The 18,315-nt window shown below is 71.0% G+C and carries 16 protein-coding genes; 13 read left to right on the top strand and 3 right to left on the bottom strand.

Annotated elements, in window-relative coordinates; all coding sequences use genetic code 11:
* The first annotated feature begins 128 nt into the window (after positions 1–128).
* From allB to ACQEVY_RS09095, 5 genes are all read left to right on the top strand, one after another.
* Positions 129–1,499: an allantoinase AllB gene (gene allB, locus ACQEVY_RS09115; protein WP_432946660.1), complete on the top strand. Its 1,371-nt coding sequence runs from the start codon at positions 129–131 to the stop codon at positions 1,497–1,499.
* Positions 1,500–1,504: 5 nt separating this feature from the next.
* Positions 1,505–2,635, top strand: coding sequence for an allantoicase (gene alc, locus ACQEVY_RS09110; protein WP_432946658.1), 1,131 nt, complete (start codon positions 1,505–1,507; stop codon positions 2,633–2,635).
* A gap of 100 nt (positions 2,636–2,735) precedes the next feature.
* Positions 2,736–3,365 carry a dihydrofolate reductase family protein gene (locus ACQEVY_RS09105; protein WP_432946656.1) on the top strand — a complete coding sequence of 210 codons (630 nt, stop codon included), beginning with the start codon at positions 2,736–2,738 and terminating at the stop codon, positions 3,363–3,365.
* A gap of 155 nt (positions 3,366–3,520) precedes the next feature.
* Positions 3,521–4,714 carry an FAD-dependent monooxygenase gene (locus tag ACQEVY_RS09100; RefSeq protein ID WP_432946654.1) on the top strand — a complete coding sequence of 398 codons (1,194 nt, stop codon included), beginning with the start codon at positions 3,521–3,523 and terminating at the stop codon, positions 4,712–4,714.
* A 44-nt stretch (positions 4,715–4,758) separates the two neighbouring features.
* Complete coding sequence (locus tag ACQEVY_RS09095) at positions 4,759–5,664, top strand: intradiol ring-cleavage dioxygenase (protein WP_432955130.1); 906 nt, start codon at positions 4,759–4,761, stop codon at positions 5,662–5,664.
* A 190-nt stretch (positions 5,665–5,854) separates the two neighbouring features.
* On the opposite strand, the gene ACQEVY_RS09090 is transcribed toward ACQEVY_RS09095, so the two are convergent.
* Both ACQEVY_RS09090 and ACQEVY_RS09085 read right to left on the bottom strand, forming a co-directional pair.
* Positions 5,855–6,250 carry a ribonuclease domain-containing protein gene (locus ACQEVY_RS09090; protein ID WP_432946652.1) on the bottom strand — a complete coding sequence of 132 codons (396 nt, stop codon included), beginning with the start codon at positions 6,248–6,250 and terminating at the stop codon, positions 5,855–5,857.
* 132 nt (positions 6,251–6,382) lie between these two features.
* Positions 6,383–6,583, bottom strand: a complete 201-nt coding sequence (locus tag ACQEVY_RS09085) for a hypothetical protein (protein ID WP_432946650.1) — start codon at positions 6,581–6,583, stop codon at positions 6,383–6,385.
* A gap of 252 nt (positions 6,584–6,835) precedes the next feature.
* On the opposite strand from ACQEVY_RS09085, the gene ACQEVY_RS09080 reads away from it, so the two are divergent.
* Together ACQEVY_RS09080 and ACQEVY_RS09075 are read left to right on the top strand one after the other, a co-directional pair.
* The gene (locus ACQEVY_RS09080; RefSeq protein WP_432955128.1) at positions 6,836–8,110 is read left to right on the top strand and encodes a histidine kinase; all 1,275 of its coding nucleotides are present in this window, start codon (positions 6,836–6,838) and stop codon (positions 8,108–8,110) included.
* Between the two features lie 66 nt (positions 8,111–8,176).
* A complete protein-coding gene (locus ACQEVY_RS09075) occupies positions 8,177–8,851 on the top strand; it encodes a response regulator (protein WP_432946648.1) in 675 nt (224 codons plus the stop codon).
* A gap of 11 nt (positions 8,852–8,862) precedes the next feature.
* Here the strand turns inward: ACQEVY_RS09075 and ACQEVY_RS09070 are convergent, their stop codons facing one another.
* Positions 8,863–9,876: a Gfo/Idh/MocA family protein gene (locus ACQEVY_RS09070; protein ID WP_432946646.1), complete on the bottom strand. Its 1,014-nt coding sequence runs from the start codon at positions 9,874–9,876 to the stop codon at positions 8,863–8,865.
* A 127-nt stretch (positions 9,877–10,003) separates the two neighbouring features.
* On the opposite strand from ACQEVY_RS09070, the gene ACQEVY_RS09065 reads away from it, so the two are divergent.
* The 6 genes from ACQEVY_RS09065 to ACQEVY_RS09040 all read left to right on the top strand — a co-directional run bounded on the left by ACQEVY_RS09065 (position 10,004) and on the right by ACQEVY_RS09040 (position 18,297).
* Positions 10,004–10,741: a GntR family transcriptional regulator gene (locus ACQEVY_RS09065; protein ID WP_432955127.1), complete on the top strand. Its 738-nt coding sequence runs from the start codon at positions 10,004–10,006 to the stop codon at positions 10,739–10,741.
* 208 nt (positions 10,742–10,949) lie between these two features.
* Entirely contained in the window at positions 10,950–12,101 is a 1,152-nt protein-coding gene (locus ACQEVY_RS09060; protein WP_432946644.1) for an ROK family glucokinase, read from the top strand.
* Positions 12,098–12,679, top strand: a complete 582-nt coding sequence (locus ACQEVY_RS09055; protein ID WP_432946642.1) for a sugar kinase — start codon at positions 12,098–12,100, stop codon at positions 12,677–12,679. Before ACQEVY_RS09060 ends, ACQEVY_RS09055 begins: the two co-directional genes overlap by 4 nt.
* A gap of 178 nt (positions 12,680–12,857) precedes the next feature.
* Positions 12,858–15,737, top strand: a complete 2,880-nt coding sequence (locus ACQEVY_RS09050; protein ID WP_432946640.1) for an SNF2-related protein — start codon at positions 12,858–12,860, stop codon at positions 15,735–15,737.
* Positions 15,737–18,031: an SWIM zinc finger family protein gene (locus tag ACQEVY_RS09045; protein ID WP_432946638.1), complete on the top strand. Its 2,295-nt coding sequence runs from the start codon at positions 15,737–15,739 to the stop codon at positions 18,029–18,031. Before ACQEVY_RS09050 ends, ACQEVY_RS09045 begins: the two co-directional genes overlap by 1 nt.
* Positions 18,028–18,297 carry a hypothetical protein gene (locus tag ACQEVY_RS09040; protein ID WP_432946636.1) on the top strand — a complete coding sequence of 90 codons (270 nt, stop codon included), beginning with the start codon at positions 18,028–18,030 and terminating at the stop codon, positions 18,295–18,297. The genes ACQEVY_RS09045 and ACQEVY_RS09040 overlap by 4 nt, the downstream gene beginning before the upstream one ends.
* The last annotated feature ends 18 nt before the right edge of the window (positions 18,298–18,315 follow it).

The following is an 18,315-nucleotide window of genomic DNA, read 5'->3' as shown; positions in this document are numbered from 1 at the left end:
GCGGAGGGTGTGCTCTTGACGAGGTGGAGCCTGCGGTGAAGACTTCTTCAACATAACGTTGAATTTCGCAATGCGGAAGAGGCGGAAGAAAACGGCAGCGCGGAACAGCACGGCTGAGAGGGGCCCGGGTGTCCGACCACGGATCGAGCGAAGGACAGGGCGAGAGGCGCGGCGAACTGATCCTGCGCTCGACGCGCGTCATCACTCCCGAAGGGACATGCGCCGCCTCGGTCGCGGTCGCGGAGGGCAAGATCACGGACGTACTGCCGTACGACGCTGAAGTGCCGCCTGGAGCACGGCTGGAGGACTTCGGCGACGACGTCCTGCTGCCCGGTCTCGTCGACACCCACGTGCACGTCAACGACCCTGGCCGCACGGAGTGGGAGGGCTTCTGGACCGCCACCCGCGCCGCGGCGGCCGGCGGCATCACGACGCTGATCGACATGCCGCTCAACTCCCTTCCCCCGACCACGACGGTCGCCCACCTTCGTACCAAGAAGGACGTCGCCCGGTCCAAGGCCCATATCGACGTCGGCTTCTGGGGCGGTGCCCTGCCCGACAACGTCAAAGACCTGCGCCCGCTGCACGACGCCGGAGTCTTCGGCTTCAAGGCGTTCCTCTCGCCCTCCGGAGTCGACGAGTTCCCCGAGCTGGACCAAGAGCAACTCGCCCGTGCGCTGGCCGAGATCGCGGGCTTCGACGGCCTGCTGATCGTGCACGCCGAGGACCCGAACCAGCTCGCCGCCGCCCCCCAGAAGAGCGGCGGCAACTACGCCGACTTCCTCGCCTCCAGGCCGCGCGACGCCGAGAACACCGCCATCGCCCAGCTCATCGCGCAGGCGGGACGCCTCCACGCGCGCGTGCACGTGCTGCACCTCTCCTCCAGCGACGCGCTGCCGCTGATCGCCACCGCCAAACGGGAGGGCGTACGGCTGACCGTAGAGACCTGTCCGCACTACCTCACGCTCACGGCCGAGGAAGTCCCGGACGGGGCAAGCGAGTTCAAGTGCTGCCCGCCGATCCGCGAGGCGGCCAACCAGGACGCGCTGTGGCAGGGCCTGATCGACGGCACGATCGACTGCATCGTGTCCGACCACTCGCCCTCCACCGCCGACCTCAAGACCGCCGACTTCGCCACCGCCTGGGGCGGCATCTCCTCGCTCCAGCTGGGCCTTTCGGCGATCTGGACCGAGGCCCGTAGGCGAGGCCGGTCCCTCGAGGACGTCGTCCGCTGGATGTCCGCGCGCCCCGCCGAACTGGCCGGACTCTCCCAGAAGGGCGCCATCGAGGCCGGCCGCGACGCCGACTTCGCGGTCCTCGCGCCCGAGGAGACCTTCACCGTCGACCCCGCCGCGCTGCACCACCGCAACCGGGTCACGGCGTACGCGGGCCGGACCCTGCACGGCGTCGTCAAGTCCACCTGGCTGCGCGGCGAACGCATCGTCGCCGACGGCGAGTTCGGCGAACCCGCCGGCCGACTTCTCGAGAGGAACCACTGATCACCGTGACGGCGCAGCATGAATCCCCTGTGGCTCGTTTCACCGGCGACGCGAGCCCGTACGGGGGCGGCGACCCGTACGCGGACTACCGCACCGCCGACTTTCCCTTCACGCGCTACGCCAACCTCGCCGACCGGCAGCTCGGTGCCGGTGTCATCGCCGCCAACGACGAGTTCTTCGCCCAGCGCGAGAATCTGCTCGTGCCCGAGCGCGCCGAGTTCGACCCCGAGCGCTTCGGGCACAAGGGCAAGATCATGGACGGCTGGGAGACACGGCGCCGCCGGGGCGCCTCCGCCGAGCATCCGTGGCCCACGGCCGAGGACCACGACTGGGCGCTGGTAAGGCTCGGCGCCCCCGGTGTCGTACGCGGCATCGTCGTCGACACGGCGCACTTCCGTGGCAACTATCCGCAGGCGGTGTCGGTCGAGGGTGTCTCGGTGCCCGGCTCCCCCTCGCCGGAGGAACTGCTGTCGGATGACGTGAAGTGGACAACTCTCGTGCCCCGTACGGCCGTTGGCGGCCACGCGGCCAACGGCTTCGACGTCGCTCTGGAGCAGCGCTTCACGCACCTGCGCGTCAATCAGCATCCTGATGGGGGCATCGCCCGCCTGCGCGTGCACGGCGAGGTGGTTCCGGACCCCGAGTGGCTGTCCGTGCTCGGCACCTTCGACGTCGTGGCCCTGGAGAACGGCGGCCAGGCCGAGGACGCCTCCAACCTCTTCTACTCGCCCGCCACCAACACCATCCAGCCGGGCCGGTCCCGCGCGATGCACGAGTGCTGGGAGACGCGCCGCCGCCGCGACACGGGCCACGACTGGATCCGCTACCGGCTCGTGGCTCGCTCCGAGATCCGGGCGATCGAGATCGACACGGCGTATCTGAAGGGCAACTCGGCGGGCTGGGCCTCGGTGTCGGTACGGGACACCGAGACCGGCGACTGGACGGACATCCTGCCCCGCACCCGTCTCCAGCCGGACACGAACCACCGCTTCGTCCTGCCCACGCCGACCGTGGGCACCCACGCGCGCGTGGACATCTTCCCGGACGGGGGTATCTCGCGACTGCGGCTGTTCGGGTCGCTGACGGAGGAGGGGATGGCGGAGCTGCGGGGGCGGCTTCGGGAGGTTGAGGGCTGACGGGCGGGGGCGATTGACCCACGGACCGATGAGTTGCGGGCCCAGGAGCGGTCTGAACTGATGACAGAGACATCACCTCCCTCCACGGAAGGCAGTCATCATGGGCAAGCTCAGTCTCACCAGCTTTGTCACCCTCGACGGCGTCTACCAGGCCCCCGGCGGTCCCAACGAGGACACCCGCGACGGCTTCGAGCACGGCGGCTGGAGCGTTCCGTACGGCGATGAGGACTTCGGACGGTTCATCGACGAGGTCTTCGGCCGGGTGGGCGCGTTCCTGCTCGGGCGCCGTACGTACGAGATCTTCGCCGCGCACTGGCCCAGGGTCACCGACCCGGGCAACCCGGTCGCGAGCAAGCTCAACTCCCTGCCCAAGTACGTCGTCTCGTCGACCCTGACGCAGGCCGACTGGGCCGGTACCACGATCGTCCGCGGCGACCTCGCCAAGGAAGTCACCGCGATCAAGGAGAACACCGACGGCGAGCTCCAGGTCCACGGCAGCGGCGCCCTCGCCCAGTCCCTCCTGGCGCACGACCTGGTCGACACGGTGCACCTGCTGACCTTCCCCGTCGTACTCGGCACCGGCCGCCGCCTCCTCGCCGAGGGCGCCGTACCGACCGCGTTCACGCACACCGAGGCGCGCGTCACGAGCACGGGGGTCGCCATCCACACGTATGAGCTGGCAGGGCGCCCGCAGTACGGCTCGTACGAGCTGCCGCCGGACGCCGCGTAGCGCCGTGTGATCTCTCGACCCGTGCCGATGCTCCTGGTCAGTTTGGCCAGATGTGTTCATTGAATGGACGTAGCGCTTTCGGCGCTGCCGAGGTGTCGGCAAGGATCCAAGCGTCAGCAGGACGACGCTTGCCCTCGAAGCAGAGGAGTGGATCCATGCCCGCGCAGGTGCCAGGCCCGCGGATCGCCGTTGTCGGAGGCGGCATCGGCGGTCTGGCCGCCGCGGCCTTCCTGCGCCGGGCGGGACTGACCGCCACCGTCTACGAGCAGGCACCCGCGCTCGGCGAGGTCGGCGCCGGACTCGTCGTCGCCCCCAATGCCGTACGACTGCTGCGGCGCCTCGGCGTCATGGAGCGACTGTTGCGCAGGGCCGTGCCGCTGGACTGGGGCTGGGAGTTCCGCCGCTGGGCGGACGGCAGGGTGCTGTCGGTGGAGAAGCTGAGCGGCGTGTGTGAGCGGCTCTATGGCGAGCGTACGTACGTCGTCCATCGGGCCGACCTGCTGGAGACCGTCAAGTCGGCTGTGCCCGGCGACTGGATCCGCCTGGGCGCCCGGTGCACCTCGATCGATGAGAACCCGCACGGTGTGCAACTGCGCTTCGCCGACGGCAGCCGCGTACAGGCGGACGTTGTGATCGGCGCCGACGGCGTGCACTCCGTCGTCCGGGGCACGATCGCCGATCCCGCACCACCGGCGTACTCCGGCATCTGCGCCTTCCGCACCATCGTGCCCGCCGACGCCGCCCCCGACTTCGCCCTGCGCTCCGCCCAGACCCTCTGGCTCGGGCCGGGACGGCACTTCGTGCACTACCCGATCAACGGCGGACGGGCCGTCAATGTCGTCGCCTTCGCCCCCGCCGGGGACTACACGGACGAGTCGTGGAGCGCGACGGCCACGATCGAGGAGTTCCACGCCGAATTCGCCGGCTGGGACCCGAGGGTTACGGACCTCATCGCCGCCGGTGGTGTCCCCGGCCGCTGGGCCCTGCTGGACCGGGCGCCGCTGCGGCACTGGAGCCGGGGCCGGGCCACCCTGCTCGGAGATGCCGCGCATCCCATGTTCCCCTTCTTCGCCCAGGGCGCGGCCCAGTCCATCGAGGACGCCGCGGTGCTGGCACGCTGCCTGGCCGCATCGGCCGACGATCCCGAGCAGGCGCTGAAGCAGTACGAGGCCGTACGCATCGAACGCACCACCCGCCTCCAGCAGATCAGCCATGCCCGCCGCGATCTCAACCACCTGCCCGACGGCCCCGAACAACAGGCCCGCGACACGGCCCTCGCCGGCTCCGACCCCCTGGTGGGCAACGGCTGGATCTACGGCTACGACGCCGAGGAGGTGCCCATGTCATGAAGCCGCTCACGAACCCGCACGCCGACGACGGAAGGAACCACACCATGACCGTCACCACGGACGACCAACAGCGCCAGGTCGAGGACGAGTTGGTACAGACCGTGCTCGCATCCTTCCGGAACGCCCCGGATCCCCGGCTCAAGCAGCTGATGGAGGCCCTGGTGCGACATCTGCACGCGTTCCTGCGCGAGGTGCGCCTCACCGAGGCGGAGTGGCAGCACGCCATCGACTTCCTCACCGCGGCCGGCCACATCACCAACGACAATCGTCAGGAGTTCATCCTGCTGTCCGACGTTCTCGGCGCCTCCATGCAGACCATCAACATGAACAACGAGGCGTCCGCCGGCGCCACGGAGGCCACGGTGGTCGGTCCGTTCTTCGTGGAGGGCTCTCCGGAGATCCCCCTGGGAGGCGACATGGCCTTCGGCGCCCCGGGAGAACCCTGCTGGGTCGAGGGCACTGTCACGGACACCGACGGCAACCCGGTGCCGGGCACGCGCTTGGAGGTGTGGGAGGCGGACGAGGACGGCCTGTACGACGTCCAGTACGACGACGGCCACACGGCGGGCCGCGCCCACCTGTACACCGACGACCAGGGCCGTTATGCCTTTTGGGGGCTGACTCCGACGCCGTACCCCATTCCCCACGACGGGCCTGTGGGCCGTCTGCTCGAGGAGACCGGGCGCTCGCCCCTGCGCGCGTCCCACCTGCACTTCATGGCCACCGCACCGGGCCTGCGTACCCTCGTCACCCATATCTTCGTGGAGGGCGACCAACTGCTGGACTCCGATGCCGTGTTCGGCGTCAAGGACTCCCTCGTCAAGCGCTTCGAACGACAGGCGGCCGGCACGCCCACCCCCGACGGACGCGATCTGCCCGGGCAGAGCTGGTCCCGAGTGCGCTTCGACATCGTGCTCCTTCCGGAACCTTCGCCTGACCGTTCCAAGTGACACGCCGGCCGCGGCGGTCGATGCCGCGCTCGCGCCCTGGTAGCCCGAGGAGTGACGGGCGAGCGGCGCCGGACCGCGGCCGGACGCACCTCGCCCCGCGGCCGATGAGAGTGGGGGTGCCGCGGGGCGAGGGTCTTGCTCTGGAGTTGTGGCTGTTGTTGCGGTCTGCCGGTTCGCTCGTACGGGCCGGTCAGCAGCTGTAGTCGACCAGCTTGAACGACTCGTAGTGGTCAGCGGTGTAGTAGTCCTCCTGGTGCTCCTCACCGGTGACGATGCGACGGGCACCGCGGTCGGAGGAACCAGGCGTGATCACTGTGTACTCGTGGTAGTAGCCGGTGGACTGGCTGGGGAGGATGCCTTCCCGGTTCTGGAACACGCTGTCGTCCTGCGGGAAGGGGTAGGGACCGCCCTGCTCGATCAGGTCCAGCGTGTCGTGTGCCTGGGGCGGCAGGTTGTCGTAGCAGATGTTGCCGACTGCCGTGGGGGAGGTTTCCGCGGCGTTCGCGGTGACGGCGCCTCCTACGAGGAGGCCGGACAGGACGGCGGCCGCTGCGCCGATGCGAGTGATTCGTGGGGGGAATCTCATGGCTTCATGATGACGCGCGTAGAGAGTGGCATGTCAACGTCAAGTTCGAAGATTTGCCATCAAGTCCGAGGTGTTTTCGGGAAGTTAACCTGTTGCGCAACGGTCCCCTGAGGTCTGGATGCCATTGCGTCATCACCCGGATTTCCGGCTCTCGGCGAACGCGAACAGGGCGAACGACAGCACCAGCAGCGCGACGCTCGCATAGATCTCGTAGTCGTCGAGGAAACCGATCCGCTGTACGAGACCGATGTCCCAGTCCGTGAACTCGTGCACCAGGCCGGCCGCGCCCTGCAAGAAGGCGATCACGCCGAGAAACTCCAGAACCTGCTTCATGGCGCGATCCTCGCCCCGCTGACCTCCTATATTCATCGGCCGCGAGGCGCGGCATGTCCGACGGAAGTCTTGAGTCCGCTCGGAGGTGTCGCGCCGAAAGTCTGCGGTTGCGCGACTTTGGTCGGCGATCGTGCGCAGAGGGGCGGTGTGGGTGGCTGTGGATGCGTAGATTTGTCGACCGTGAGCGGTGACGAGCGTACGACGGGGGCGGGACCGGGAGCCGGGCCGCGAGCGGGACAAAGAAAGGCGGGGCTGACGCCGGAGCCGGGGTCCGCTCCGGGGCCGCTGCCCGGGCGGCGCTGGCTGCCCTCGGCGGTCGCCGTCGAGATCGACCCCGACCGGGTGGCGCGCGTCGGGCGGACGGGACGGCCCCGGCGTACCGTGCGGGACTGGGTCGTGGACTTCGCCGCCTTCCTGCTGGCCGTGACCGTCGGCCTGCTCATCGCTGACACCCTGCCCCAGGCCCCCGACCTCCCGTACGCGCTGGAGGTCGCCGACCAGTGGATCGGTGCGTTTGCCTGTGCCGCGGTCTGGCTGCGCCGCCGCTGGCCGGTCGGCCTCGCCGTGGCCTTGGTCCCCGTCGGCGTCGTCTCGCTCACGTCGGGCGGGGCGGGCCTGGTCGCGCTGTTCACGCTCGCTGTGCACCGACCCTTCAAGTACGTCGCCTGGGTCGGCGCCGCCACGATCGCGGTGGCCCCACTCCTGTTCTGGTTGCGGCCCGACCCTGATCTCGGCTACCTCGGGGCGGTGCTCGTCTCGGTGCTGCTCACCGTCGCGGTCATCGGCTGGGGCATGTACGCCCGCTCCCGCCGCCAACTCCTGCTGAGCCTGCGGGACCGTGCCCGGCGGGCCGAGACCGAGGCCGCGCTCCGTGCCGAGCAGGCGCAGCGGCTGGCCCGGGAGGGGATCGCGCGGGAGATGCATGACGTACTGGCCCATCGGCTGACGTTGCTGAGTGTGCATGCGGGGGCGTTGGAGTTCCGGCCCGATGCGCCTCGGGAGGAGGTGGCCCGGGCTGCCGGGGTCATCCGGGAGAGTGCGCACGAGGCGTTGCAGGACCTGCGGGAGATCATCGGGGTGCTGCGGTCCGGGCCCGCGGGCGCGGAGTCGGGGGAGCCCGGCCGGCCTCAACCGACGCTCGGGGCGCTGGAATCGCTGGTCTCCGAGTCGCGTGAAGCCGGGATGAAGGTGAGCCTCGACAACCGGGTTGCCGATGCCGGCTCGGTGCCCGCCTCCGTGGGGCGTACCGCGTATCGGATCGCCCAGGAGGGGCTGACCAATGCGCGCAAGCATGCGCCTGGAGCGGAGGTGACGGTGTCCGTTACGGGGGCGGCGGGTTCGGGACTCACCGTGTCGGTACGCAATCCGGCTCCACCGGGGGAGGTGCCGCTGGTGCCCGGATCCGGGCAGGGGTTGATCGGCTTGACGGAGCGGGCGATGTTGGCGGGGGGCCGGCTTTCGCATGGGCCGGTGGGGGATGGAGGGTTCGAGGTGTCGGCGTGGTTGCCTTGGGGCTCGGGCGGCTAGGCGCTGGGTTGACCACGCCCACTCAACGCCCCCATAAGAGCGCCCAGTTCATGATTACGTGAGGCCATGACTCCGATCCGTCTGCTCCTCGTCGACGACGACCCGCTGGTGCGCGCCGGGCTGGCCTTCATGATGGGCGGTGCCGATGATCTCGAGATCGTGGGGGAGGCCGCCGACGGGAGCGAGGTGGAGGAACTCGTCGAGCGGACCCGCCCCGATGTGGTGCTCATGGACATCCGCATGCCGACCGTGGATGGACTCGCCGCCACGGAACGGCTCAGGGAGCGCAAGGACGCGCCGCAGGTCGTCGTGCTGACCACCTTTCACGCCGACGAGCAGGTCCTGAGGGCGCTACGAGCGGGCGCCGCCGGATTCGTACTCAAGGACACGCCCCCAGGGGACATCCTTGAGGCCGTACGCCGTGTCGCGGCAGGCGACCCCGTGCTTTCTCCCGCCGTCACCCGCCAGTTGATGGAACACGCGGCGGGCGGCAGCGGCCCGGACACCCGGCGCACGACCGCCCGCACCCGAGTCGCCGCACTCAACGACCGCGAACGCGAAGTGGCCGTCGCCGTCGGCCAAGGCCACTCGAACGCCGAGATCGCCCGCGAACTGTTCATGAGCGTCGCCACCGTCAAGACCCACGTGTCCCGCATCCTCGCCAAGCTGGACCTCAACAACCGCGTACAGATCGCGCTGTTGACGTACGACGCAGGGCTCTTGGAGGGCGACGGTCACTAGGGCGCGCGTTGTCAGCCCTCGCCGCCCGGGATCTCCGCCAGCGACACCAACCGGCGCTCGTGCCGCGAGAGTTCGCAGGCCTCCGCGATCCGGAGGGCCTGCAGCGCCTCCCGGCCGTCGCACGGGTTGGGCCGCTCGCCGCGTACGACCTCGACGAAGGCGTGCATTTCCGCTTCGTACGCGGGCGCGAAGCGTTCCAGGAAGCCGGTCCACGGCTTGGTCGCGGGCGGCGGGCCGGTCGGCTCTGTGGAGGCGATCGGTGTGCGATCGTCCAGGCCGACCCCTATCTGGTCCAGCTCGCCGGCCAGTTCCATGCGTACGTCGTAACCGGCGCCGTTCACCCGGGTCGCGGTCGCCGTGGCGAGTGTGCCGTCGTCCAGGGTGAGGACGGCCGCGGCCGTATCGATGTCGTGCGCCTCGCGGAACATCGCGGGCCCGGCGTCCGAGCCCATCGCGTACACGTGGGTGATCTCATGGCCCGTGATCCAGCGCAGGATGTCGAAGTCGTGCACCAGGCAGTCCCGGTACAGGCCGCCCGACAGCGGGAGATACGCGGCCGGGGGCGGCGCCTGGTCGGACGTCATCGCCCGTACGGTGTGCAGCCGCCCGAGGCTGCCCGAGCGCACCGCCTCACGCGCGGCGGCGTAGCCCGCGTCGAAGCGGCGCTGGAAGCCCATCTGCAGGATCGTTCCGGCCGCCTCGACCTCGGCGATCGCGTTGAGCGTGCCCGGCAGATCGACGGCGATGGGCTTCTCGCAGAACACCGGGAGCCCCGCGCGTGCTGCCCGACCGATCAGTTCGGCGTGGGCCGACGTGGCCGTGGTGATGACGACGGCGTCCACGCCCCAGGTGAAGATCTCGTCGACGCCGGGAGCCGCCGTGGCGCCAAGGCGGTCCGCGAGCCCACGGGCCCGGGCGGTATCGGCGTCGGTGACGATGAGGGAGCCACCGACCTCACGGTGCCGACTGAGGGCCGTCGCGTGGAATGTACCGATACGACCCGTTCCGATAAGTCCGATGCGCATGGGAACAACCTGCGGCTGAAACCAGCCCCCTGTCAAGCTTTGTCCTGACAATCGGACTTCACAACTTCCCGTCATCATTTACCAGAGCTACGCTCGCCCCGTGCCCAAACCAGAAGTGGATCCGACCGTGACGCTCCAGCTCAGCGTCGACCGGAGCAGTCCGGTGCCGTTGTACTTCCAGCTGTCCCAACAGCTCGAGGCGGCGATCGAGCACGGCGAGCTGACGCCCGGCAGCCTGCTCGGCAACGAGATCGAGCTCGCCGCGCGGCTCGGCCTGTCCCGGCCGACGGTCCGCCAGGCCATCCAGTCCCTCGTCGACAAGGGCCTCCTCGTACGCCGCCGAGGCGTCGGCACCCAGGTCGTGCACAGCCAGGTCAAGCGCCCGCTGGAGCTGAGCAGCCTGTACGACGACCTGGAGGCTGCAGGCCAGCGCCCGGCGACCCGGGTCCTCGTCAACACCGTCGTCCCCGCGTCGGCCGAGATCGCCGCCGCCCTCGCGGTGGCCGAGGGCAGCGACGTACACCGAGTGGAACGCCTGCGCCTGGCCCACGGCGAGCCGATGGCCTACCTCTGCAACTTCCTGCCACCCGGCCTCCTGGACCTGGACAGCTCCCAGCTGGAGGCCACCGGCCTGTACCGGCTGATGCGAGCCGCGGGCATCACCCTGCACAGCGCCCGCCAGACGGTAGGAGCCCGAGCCGCCACCGTGGTGGAGGCGGACCGCCTGGGCGAACCAGAGGGCGCCCCCCTCCTGACCATGCAACGCACCACGTTCGACGACACGGGGCGGGCCGTGGAGTACGGCACACATACGTACCGGGCGTCGCGCTATTCGTTCGAGTTCCAGCTGCTGGTACGCCCGTGAGGGTCCCGCTTCTCCAGGGGCGCGCTTTCCCCGAGTGACTTACTTCCTCCGCCCCACAAGGAGGCGCCCCATAGGGGCGCGGGGAACTGCGCGACCAGCCACAACGCACCGTGACCTGCGAATCAACCTGCAGCCCTCCGGGCGAGCCCAAGCGAAGCGAAGGGCCTCCCCGTGCAAGCGAGCGCCAGCGTACGGCAGAATCGGCGCGATGAGCACCTACCGCGACCTAGCCCTCGCACACCGCGGCTCCGCAAGGGCCACCGTCCTGCGGACCGTCGGCACGCGCGAGCGCCGATCGCATCTGACGGCTCCCCGCGTCCCCACCGTCGGCATCGACATCGGCGGTACGAAGGTGATGGCGGGTGTCGTCGACGCGGACGGCAACATCCTCGAGAAGGTCCGCACCGAGACGCCCGACAAGTCCAAGAGCCCCAAGGTCGTCGAGGACACCATCGTCGAACTGGTCCTGGACCTCTCGGACCGGCACGACGTGCACGCGGTCGGCATCGGCGCGGCCGGCTGGGTCGACGCCGACCGCAACCGCGTCCTGTTCGCGCCCCACCTGTCGTGGCGCAACGAGCCGCTGAGGGACCGGATCTCCGGGCGTCTCGCCGTGCCCGTCCTCGTCGACAACGACGCCAACTCCGCCGCCTGGGCGGAATGGCGCTTCGGCGCGGGCCGCGGTGAGGACCATCTGGTCATGATCACGTTGGGTACGGGTATCGGCGGCGCGATCCTCGAGGACGGGCAGGTCAAGCGCGGAAAGTTCGGTGTGGCGGGGGAGTTCGGCCATATGCAGGTCGTACCCGGCGGCCATCGCTGCCCCTGCGGCAACCGCGGCTGCTGGGAGCAGTACAGCTCCGGCAACGCGCTGGTGCGCGAGGCCCGCGAACTCGCCGCCGCCGACTCCCCGGTGGCGTACGGCATCATCGAGCACGTCAAGGGCAACATCTCCGAGATCACCGGCCCGATGATCACCGAGCTGGCCCGTGAGGGCGACGCGATGTGCGTCGAACTGCTCCAGGACATCGGCCAGTGGCTCGGCGTCGGCATCGCGAACCTGGCCGCCGCGCTCGACCCCTCCTGCTTCGTCATCGGCGGCGGCGTCTCGGCGGCCGACGACCTGCTGATCGGCCCCGCGCGGGACGCCTTCCGACGCCATCTGACGGGCCGCGGCTACCGCCCCGAGGCCCGTGTCGCCCGCGCCCAGCTCGGCCCCGAGGCCGGCATGGTCGGCGCCGCCGATCTCGCCCGGCTCGTCGCCCGCCGCTTCCGGCGCGCCAATCGGCGCAGGGTGGAGCGCTATGAGCGATACGAGCGGTATGTGCAGTCGCGCCGTACGACGCAGGGGTCGCTGTGACGACCACCTCGCTGCCCAACCAGACGCCGTCGCCCGACGAGCCGCGCCCGTCCGAGGGCCGCGGCCACATGATCCGCCGCCGCGCCCTGACGCTGCTGATCATCGTGCTGCTGATCGGCATCCCGGCCGGCTATCTGGTGATCTCCGCCAACCAGAGCCGTGACAGCGGCAGGACCAAAGAGGAGAAGTACGCCGCCAGGGGCCTCACCCATGAGTGGCCCTCGCGGGTCCAGCGCCGTCTCTACAACGTGCCGATTCCGCCGGGCTCGAAGGAGGTCGCGTACTACGAGACGAACAACTGGCGGACGAGTCGGCTGTACGTCCAGTTCCTCACCAGCAACGACGGCCTCGACACCTTCCTCAAGAACGTCGGCACCAGCCGCGCCGCCCTGGAGAAGGACGACTTTCCCATCAGCGCCCGGCACCGGAACATCGTCGACTGGGACTTCACGACACCCGGCCCCTGGTCGGGCCTCACCCGCGCGCGGAAGAACCCGACCCCGACCCTGGACATGGTCGTGAACTGGTCGAGGCCCGGCCATCCCATGGTGTACGTGGTCGCCAGAACGACGCCCTGACCCTACTCACCCCTTGGCATCCCTCACCTTCCTGACCTGTTCCTGACCTGCCGGTTCGGCCGCCGGGCCCGAATGTCAGACCCGGCCCGTACAGTCGAAGACGAGTGATCCGACTGGTCCGACGGGTGCCGCGGCCGGTCGGTCTGGTGCGACGTGGGTGAGGGAGGTGGCGGGGAGTATGAGCGTGGCGGAAGTCGAGGGGCGGCGCGTGGAGGAAGCCGCGCGGACCGCGGTGCCGGTTCGGCTCGCTGCCGTCTTTCTCCCGGCCGGGCTGCCACGAGACGGTCGCTTCGCCTTCTGGGATCCGGACGGCGGGCCGCTGCCGGAGGGCGAGCAGAGCGAGCTGACGGTCGTACGGCGGCACGGTGCGGGAGTCAGGCGGGGACCGGCGCCCGCCCTGACCCTCACGGTCGGCGAGGCGTTGCCCTTGCTCGTACGGGCTCGGCGGGACCCGGCGGCACATCCCGCCACGGCCTGCTGGGGCGCGGCCGCGCTGCACGCGCTGCGGCTCCTCGCGCGCGGGCGACTGCTGCCCGGACTGACGCGGGACGGCTATGACGCCTGGCGCGCCGGGCCGCTGGATCCGGACGACATCGCGCACTTGAGAGCGGTGGCGGCGGCCCTCCCGTACGAGGGCCATGCGGTACCTCTCCCTGGTCGGGGCCCCCTCCAACTGCCCGACCCGGAAGCGCTGATGCGTGCCTTCCTCGACGCCGTCGCCGACACGCTGCCGCGCACCGAGGCCGCGCCGTACGCCGTCGGGAAACCCTTCGCCGCGCGCGAGCCGCAGCGGCTGCCGGACGCCCGGGACTGGGCGGCGGAGGTCGCGGCGGGCATGGACGCGGGCGTACGGATCTCGCTGCGCCTGGACCTGTCCGCGTACGACCTCTTCGACGACAGCGACCGCGACAGTGGCAACGGCGACGGTGAGGCGGTGCGGCGGGCGGGTGCGGCCGTAGTCCAGGTGCACAGCCTCGCCGACCCCACCCTTGTCGTCGACGCCGCGGCTCTGTGGGCGGGGGAGGCCGACGGGACGTTCGGGCCTCGCGCGCGTGTGGATGCCGCCCTGGCTGTGCGGCGCGCGGCGCGCGTGTGGCCGCCGCTTGACCGGCTGTCGGAGCAGGACGTGCCGGATGTACTGGCGTTGTCCGAGGACGAGTTGTCCGATCTGCTCGGCGTCGCGGCGACCCGTCTCGGCGCGGCCGGAGTCGCCGTGCACTGGCCCCGTGACCTCGCCCAGGACCTGAGCGCCTCGGCGGTGGTGCGTCCGGCGCCCGGCTCGGCGACGGACGGTACGGGGTTCTTCGAGAGCGAGGAACTGCTCCAGTTCCGCTGGCAGTTGGCGCTCGGTGGCGATCCGCTCAGCGAGGCCGAGATGGACGCGCTGGCCGAGGCGCACCGGCCGGTCGTACGGCTGCGGGACCAGTGGGTGCTCGTCGATCCGGCCCTCGTCCGCAAGGCGCGTAAACGCGAACTGGGGCTGCTCGACCCGGTCGACGCGCTCTCCGCCGCGCTCACCGGCAGCGCGGAGGTCGACGGGGAGACGGTCGAGGCGGTGCCGGTCGGCGCGCTGGCAGCGTTGCGTGACCGGTTGACGGCGGGGGTGCGGCCCGCCGAGCCGCCCGCCGGTCTGACGGCGACGCTGCGGGACTACCAACTGCGTGGGCTGGCCTGGCTCGAGCTCATGACCTCGCTCGGCCTCGGCGGCTGCCTCGCCGACGACATGGGGCTCGGCAAGACCGTCACTGTCATCGCCCTTCACCTGAAGCGTGCGCGCCGCGAGCCGACCCTGGTCGTCTGCCCGGCCTCGCTGCTGGGCAACTGGCAGCGGGAGATCAACCGGTTCGCCCCGGGCGTCCCCGTCCGCCGCTACCACGGACCGGGCCGGACCCTGGACGACCTGGACGGCGGCTTCGTCCTCACCACGTACGGGACGATGCGGTCCGGGGCGGCCAGGCTCGCCCAGCAGCGGTGGGGCATGGTCGTCGCGGACGAGGCGCAGCACGTCAAGAACCCGTACTCGGCCACCGCGAAGGCCCTGCGGACCATCCCCGCGCCCGCCAGAGTCGCCCTGAGCGGGACACCCGTGGAGAACAACCTCTCCGAACTCTGGGCTCTGCTCGACTGGACGACCCCCGGACTCCTCGGCCCGCTGAAGTCCTTCCGCGCCCGGCACGCGCGCGCGGTGGAGAACGGCGAGGACGAGGAGGCCGTGTCCCGCCTCGCACGCCTGATCCGCCCCTTCTTGCTGCGCCGCAAGAAGTCCGACCCCGGGATCGTCCCCGAGTTGCCGCCGAAGACGGAGACGGACCATCCCGTCCCGCTGACCCGTGAACAGGCCGCGCTCTACGAGGCGGTGGTCCGCGAGTCCATGCTCGCGATCGAGACGACGGACGGCATCGCCCGCCGCGGCCTGGTGCTGAAGCTGCTGGGTGCGCTGAAGCAGATCTGCGACCACCCCGCGCTGTACCTGAAGGAGGACGTCCTGCCGAAGGACGCCTCACCGAAGGCCGGCGACCGGCTCGCCGCCCGATCCGGCAAACTCGCCCTGCTGGACGAGCTGTTGGACACGCTGCTCGCCGAGGACGGTTCGGCGCTCGTCTTCACCCAGTACGTGGGAATGGCGCGACTGATCACCTCCCATCTCGCGGCCAGGGCGGTACCGGTCGAGCTGTTGCACGGCGGTACGCCGGTGCCCGAGCGCGAACACATGGTGGACCGCTTCCAGAGTGGGGCGACGCCCGTCCTGGTCCTGTCCCTGAAAGCGGCCGGCACAGGCCTGAACCTCACACGCGCAGGCCACGTCATCCACTTCGACCGCTGGTGGAACCCAGCAGTCGAAGAACAAGCCACCGACCGCGCCTACCGCATCGGCCAGACCCAACCCGTCCAGGTCCACCGCCTCATCACCGAGGGCACAGTAGAAGACCGCATCGCCGAAATGCTCGCGTCCAAGCGGGCGTTGGCAGACGCGATCCTGGGCTCCGGCGAGGCCTCCCTCACGGAGCTGACCGACCGCGAGCTGTCGGACCTGGTCTCGCTCCGGAGGTCGACGTGATGTCAGCCGGCCCCAACGCATCAGCCGAGCCCAACGAGTCGCCGGGGCGCGGCAACTCCGCCGAGAGCAGTACGGCCTCTGAGCGGGGCCGGTCGGTGCAGCCGCCGCACGAAGGTGTACGTCCGGACCCGTCGCCCTCATCTGGTGAGGCCCGGCCTGGCGATGTGGCCCGCCGTGCCCTGTGGGCTGCCCGGCGTGGCGAGGCCGGGGACTCCGGGGCCGACTCGGAGGAGGACGGCTCCGCCGCGCCTCAGGCGCGACCGTCGACACGGGGCACGGATCGTCCGGCCCCCGAGACGAATCCCGCCCGGCGGCGGACGCCGCCGAAGGGACCTCGTCCGGGGGACGTGGCGCGTGAGGCTTTGCGAGCCGCGTCCGGTCGGGCCGCGGGCGCTACGTCTCGCGTGGAAGGCGGGGCGGAGGCATCCCCGCCGACCGGTGACGGGGTGCCTGGAGCGGCGGGGACTGGGTGCGCCGTGCGCTCCGGTGCGACGGCCGAGCCGTCGGATGCCGGCCGTGCCGACGGTGGCCGTCCCGACCCCCGCCGTGCCGAGGGTGACCGTCCCGATGCCGGTCGTCCCGACGTTGGTCGGCCCGGCAGCGGCGGGTCCTCCGGTACTCCGCGCCCCGGTGATGTGGCCCGCGAGGCGCTTCGCGCGGCCCGAACCGGTGCGAGTCGGTCCCGTACAGCCGTGGGGGACAAGGGAGTTGGTCGCCCGAGCCGTCCCGTCGACCCAAGGCCTTCCCGCTCTGAACCGTCACCGAGGACAGCGGACCGCAGTGCGGCGGCTCCCAGCGACGCTGCCTCCTCGGCGACGAACCCGGAGTCCGCTCCTCCGCCCATCGGGCGAGCGATCCCACCCAGTGCGGCACCCGCGTCCGCCATCGGTTCCGTCGGCCGAGGCGCCCGTACGCGACCCACCGGACTTCGGACGGCCGCGGACGTTTCGGCGCCGCGTTCCAGCTCCGTGCCTGGCGAAGCCCCCCGCCCGAACACCACACTCCCATCCCACGGCACCGACCTGCGCCGCACCTTCCCCGCCCTGCCGCCGCGGCCACCAGGTGAGGACGGGTTCGCCGAGACATGGTGGGGCAACGCCTGGGTGCGGGCGTTGGAGGAGGCGGCGCTTGATCCGGCGCGGCTTGGTCGCGGGCGGGCGTATGCGGGCAAGGGGCACGTGGATGCCGTGACCGTCACGCCCGGGCTTGTGCTCGCGTATGTGCACGGGAGCCGGCCGCGGCCGTACCGGGTGCAGATCCGGATGCGTACGCTCGCGGACGAGGACTGGGAGCGGTTCCTGGACGCCGCAGCCGAACGGCCGGGGCACATCGCGGCGTTGCTCGACAAGGACATGCCGCAGTCGCTCACCGAGTGCGGGGTCGAACTGCTCCCCGGCCCCGGAGACCTTGAACCCCACTGCAGCTGCCCCGACTTCGGCCACCCCTGCAAGCACGCGGCCGCCCTCTGCTACCAAACGGCCCGGCTGCTGGACGAAGACCCCTTCGTACTGCTCCTGCTGCGCGGCCGAGGCGAGCGCGAGCTGCTGGACGAGCTGTCGCGCCGCAACGCCACCCTGGCCGCCCGCTCGGCCCAGGCGGGGCAGGACAGCCAGGAAGGCCGGGAGGGCCGGGAAGGCAAGGAACCCGAACTCCCTGGCGTACGCGCACGTGACGCCCTGGCACCCCGCCAACTCCCGCCCCTGCCAAAGCTGTTGCCCCCGCCCGCGCACCCCGAGCAGCCACCCGCCTATCCGGCGTCTCCAGGCGGCCCGGACCCATTCGCCCTCGACCAGCTGGCCACCGACGCGGCCACCCGAGCGCACGCGCTGCTCACCACGGGACGTGACCCGGTCGCGGAGCTGACCCTCTGGCAGGACGCCGTCCGGCTCGCCGCCACCCGCCCCGGCTCCGGCCTCACCGCCACCACCCGCGCTCTCTACGCGTCCCTCGCCTCCGCCGCCGGCCGCACCCCCGCCGACCTGGCGCGCGCGGTAGCCGCCTGGCGCCAGGGCGGACTCGAAGGGCTCGCCGTCCTCGAAGAACCCTGGGACCCGCCGGCAGGCCGCTTCGACCGCGCCCGCCCCCTCCTCCTGGCCGCCGACTTCCCCGCCTTCCGCCCCTGGCACAACCACCTCACCCACCCCCGCGGGCACATACAGCTCCGCCTGGGCCACGACGGCCTCTGGTACGCGTACGAATCGGAACCGGGCCACGACGACTGGTGGCCCCGAGGCACCCCCGACCTCGATCCGGTCGGCGCCCTCACCGGCCTGGGCTCACCGACCGAACCATGACCGCCCGTGGCACCCATGAGCCCGGCGGACCCCCGAAGCGCGAAGGCAAGAGCCTGCAGCGCACGCTGCTCGTCGTGGGCGACCGTGACCGCAGTGCCCGCCCCGAGACCATCAGGGACTTCGCCGCCGAGCTGCGCGCCGAAGGCGTCGACACCACGGTCAAGGAACTGCCCTTCGCCGACCACTCCTTCGACGACGCGTACGGCAGCCTCACCTCCCAGACCAGCCGCCAGATACTCCTCGACTTCCTGACCAGAGACACATGACACCAGCCGGTGTTCCGC

Origin of the sequence: Streptomyces sp. CA-288835 (assembly GCF_050936385.1) — a bacterium.
In the GTDB taxonomy this organism is placed as follows: Bacteria; Actinomycetota; Actinomycetes; order Streptomycetales; family Streptomycetaceae; genus Streptomyces.
This window is presented reverse-complemented; position numbering and strand designations above follow the sequence as displayed.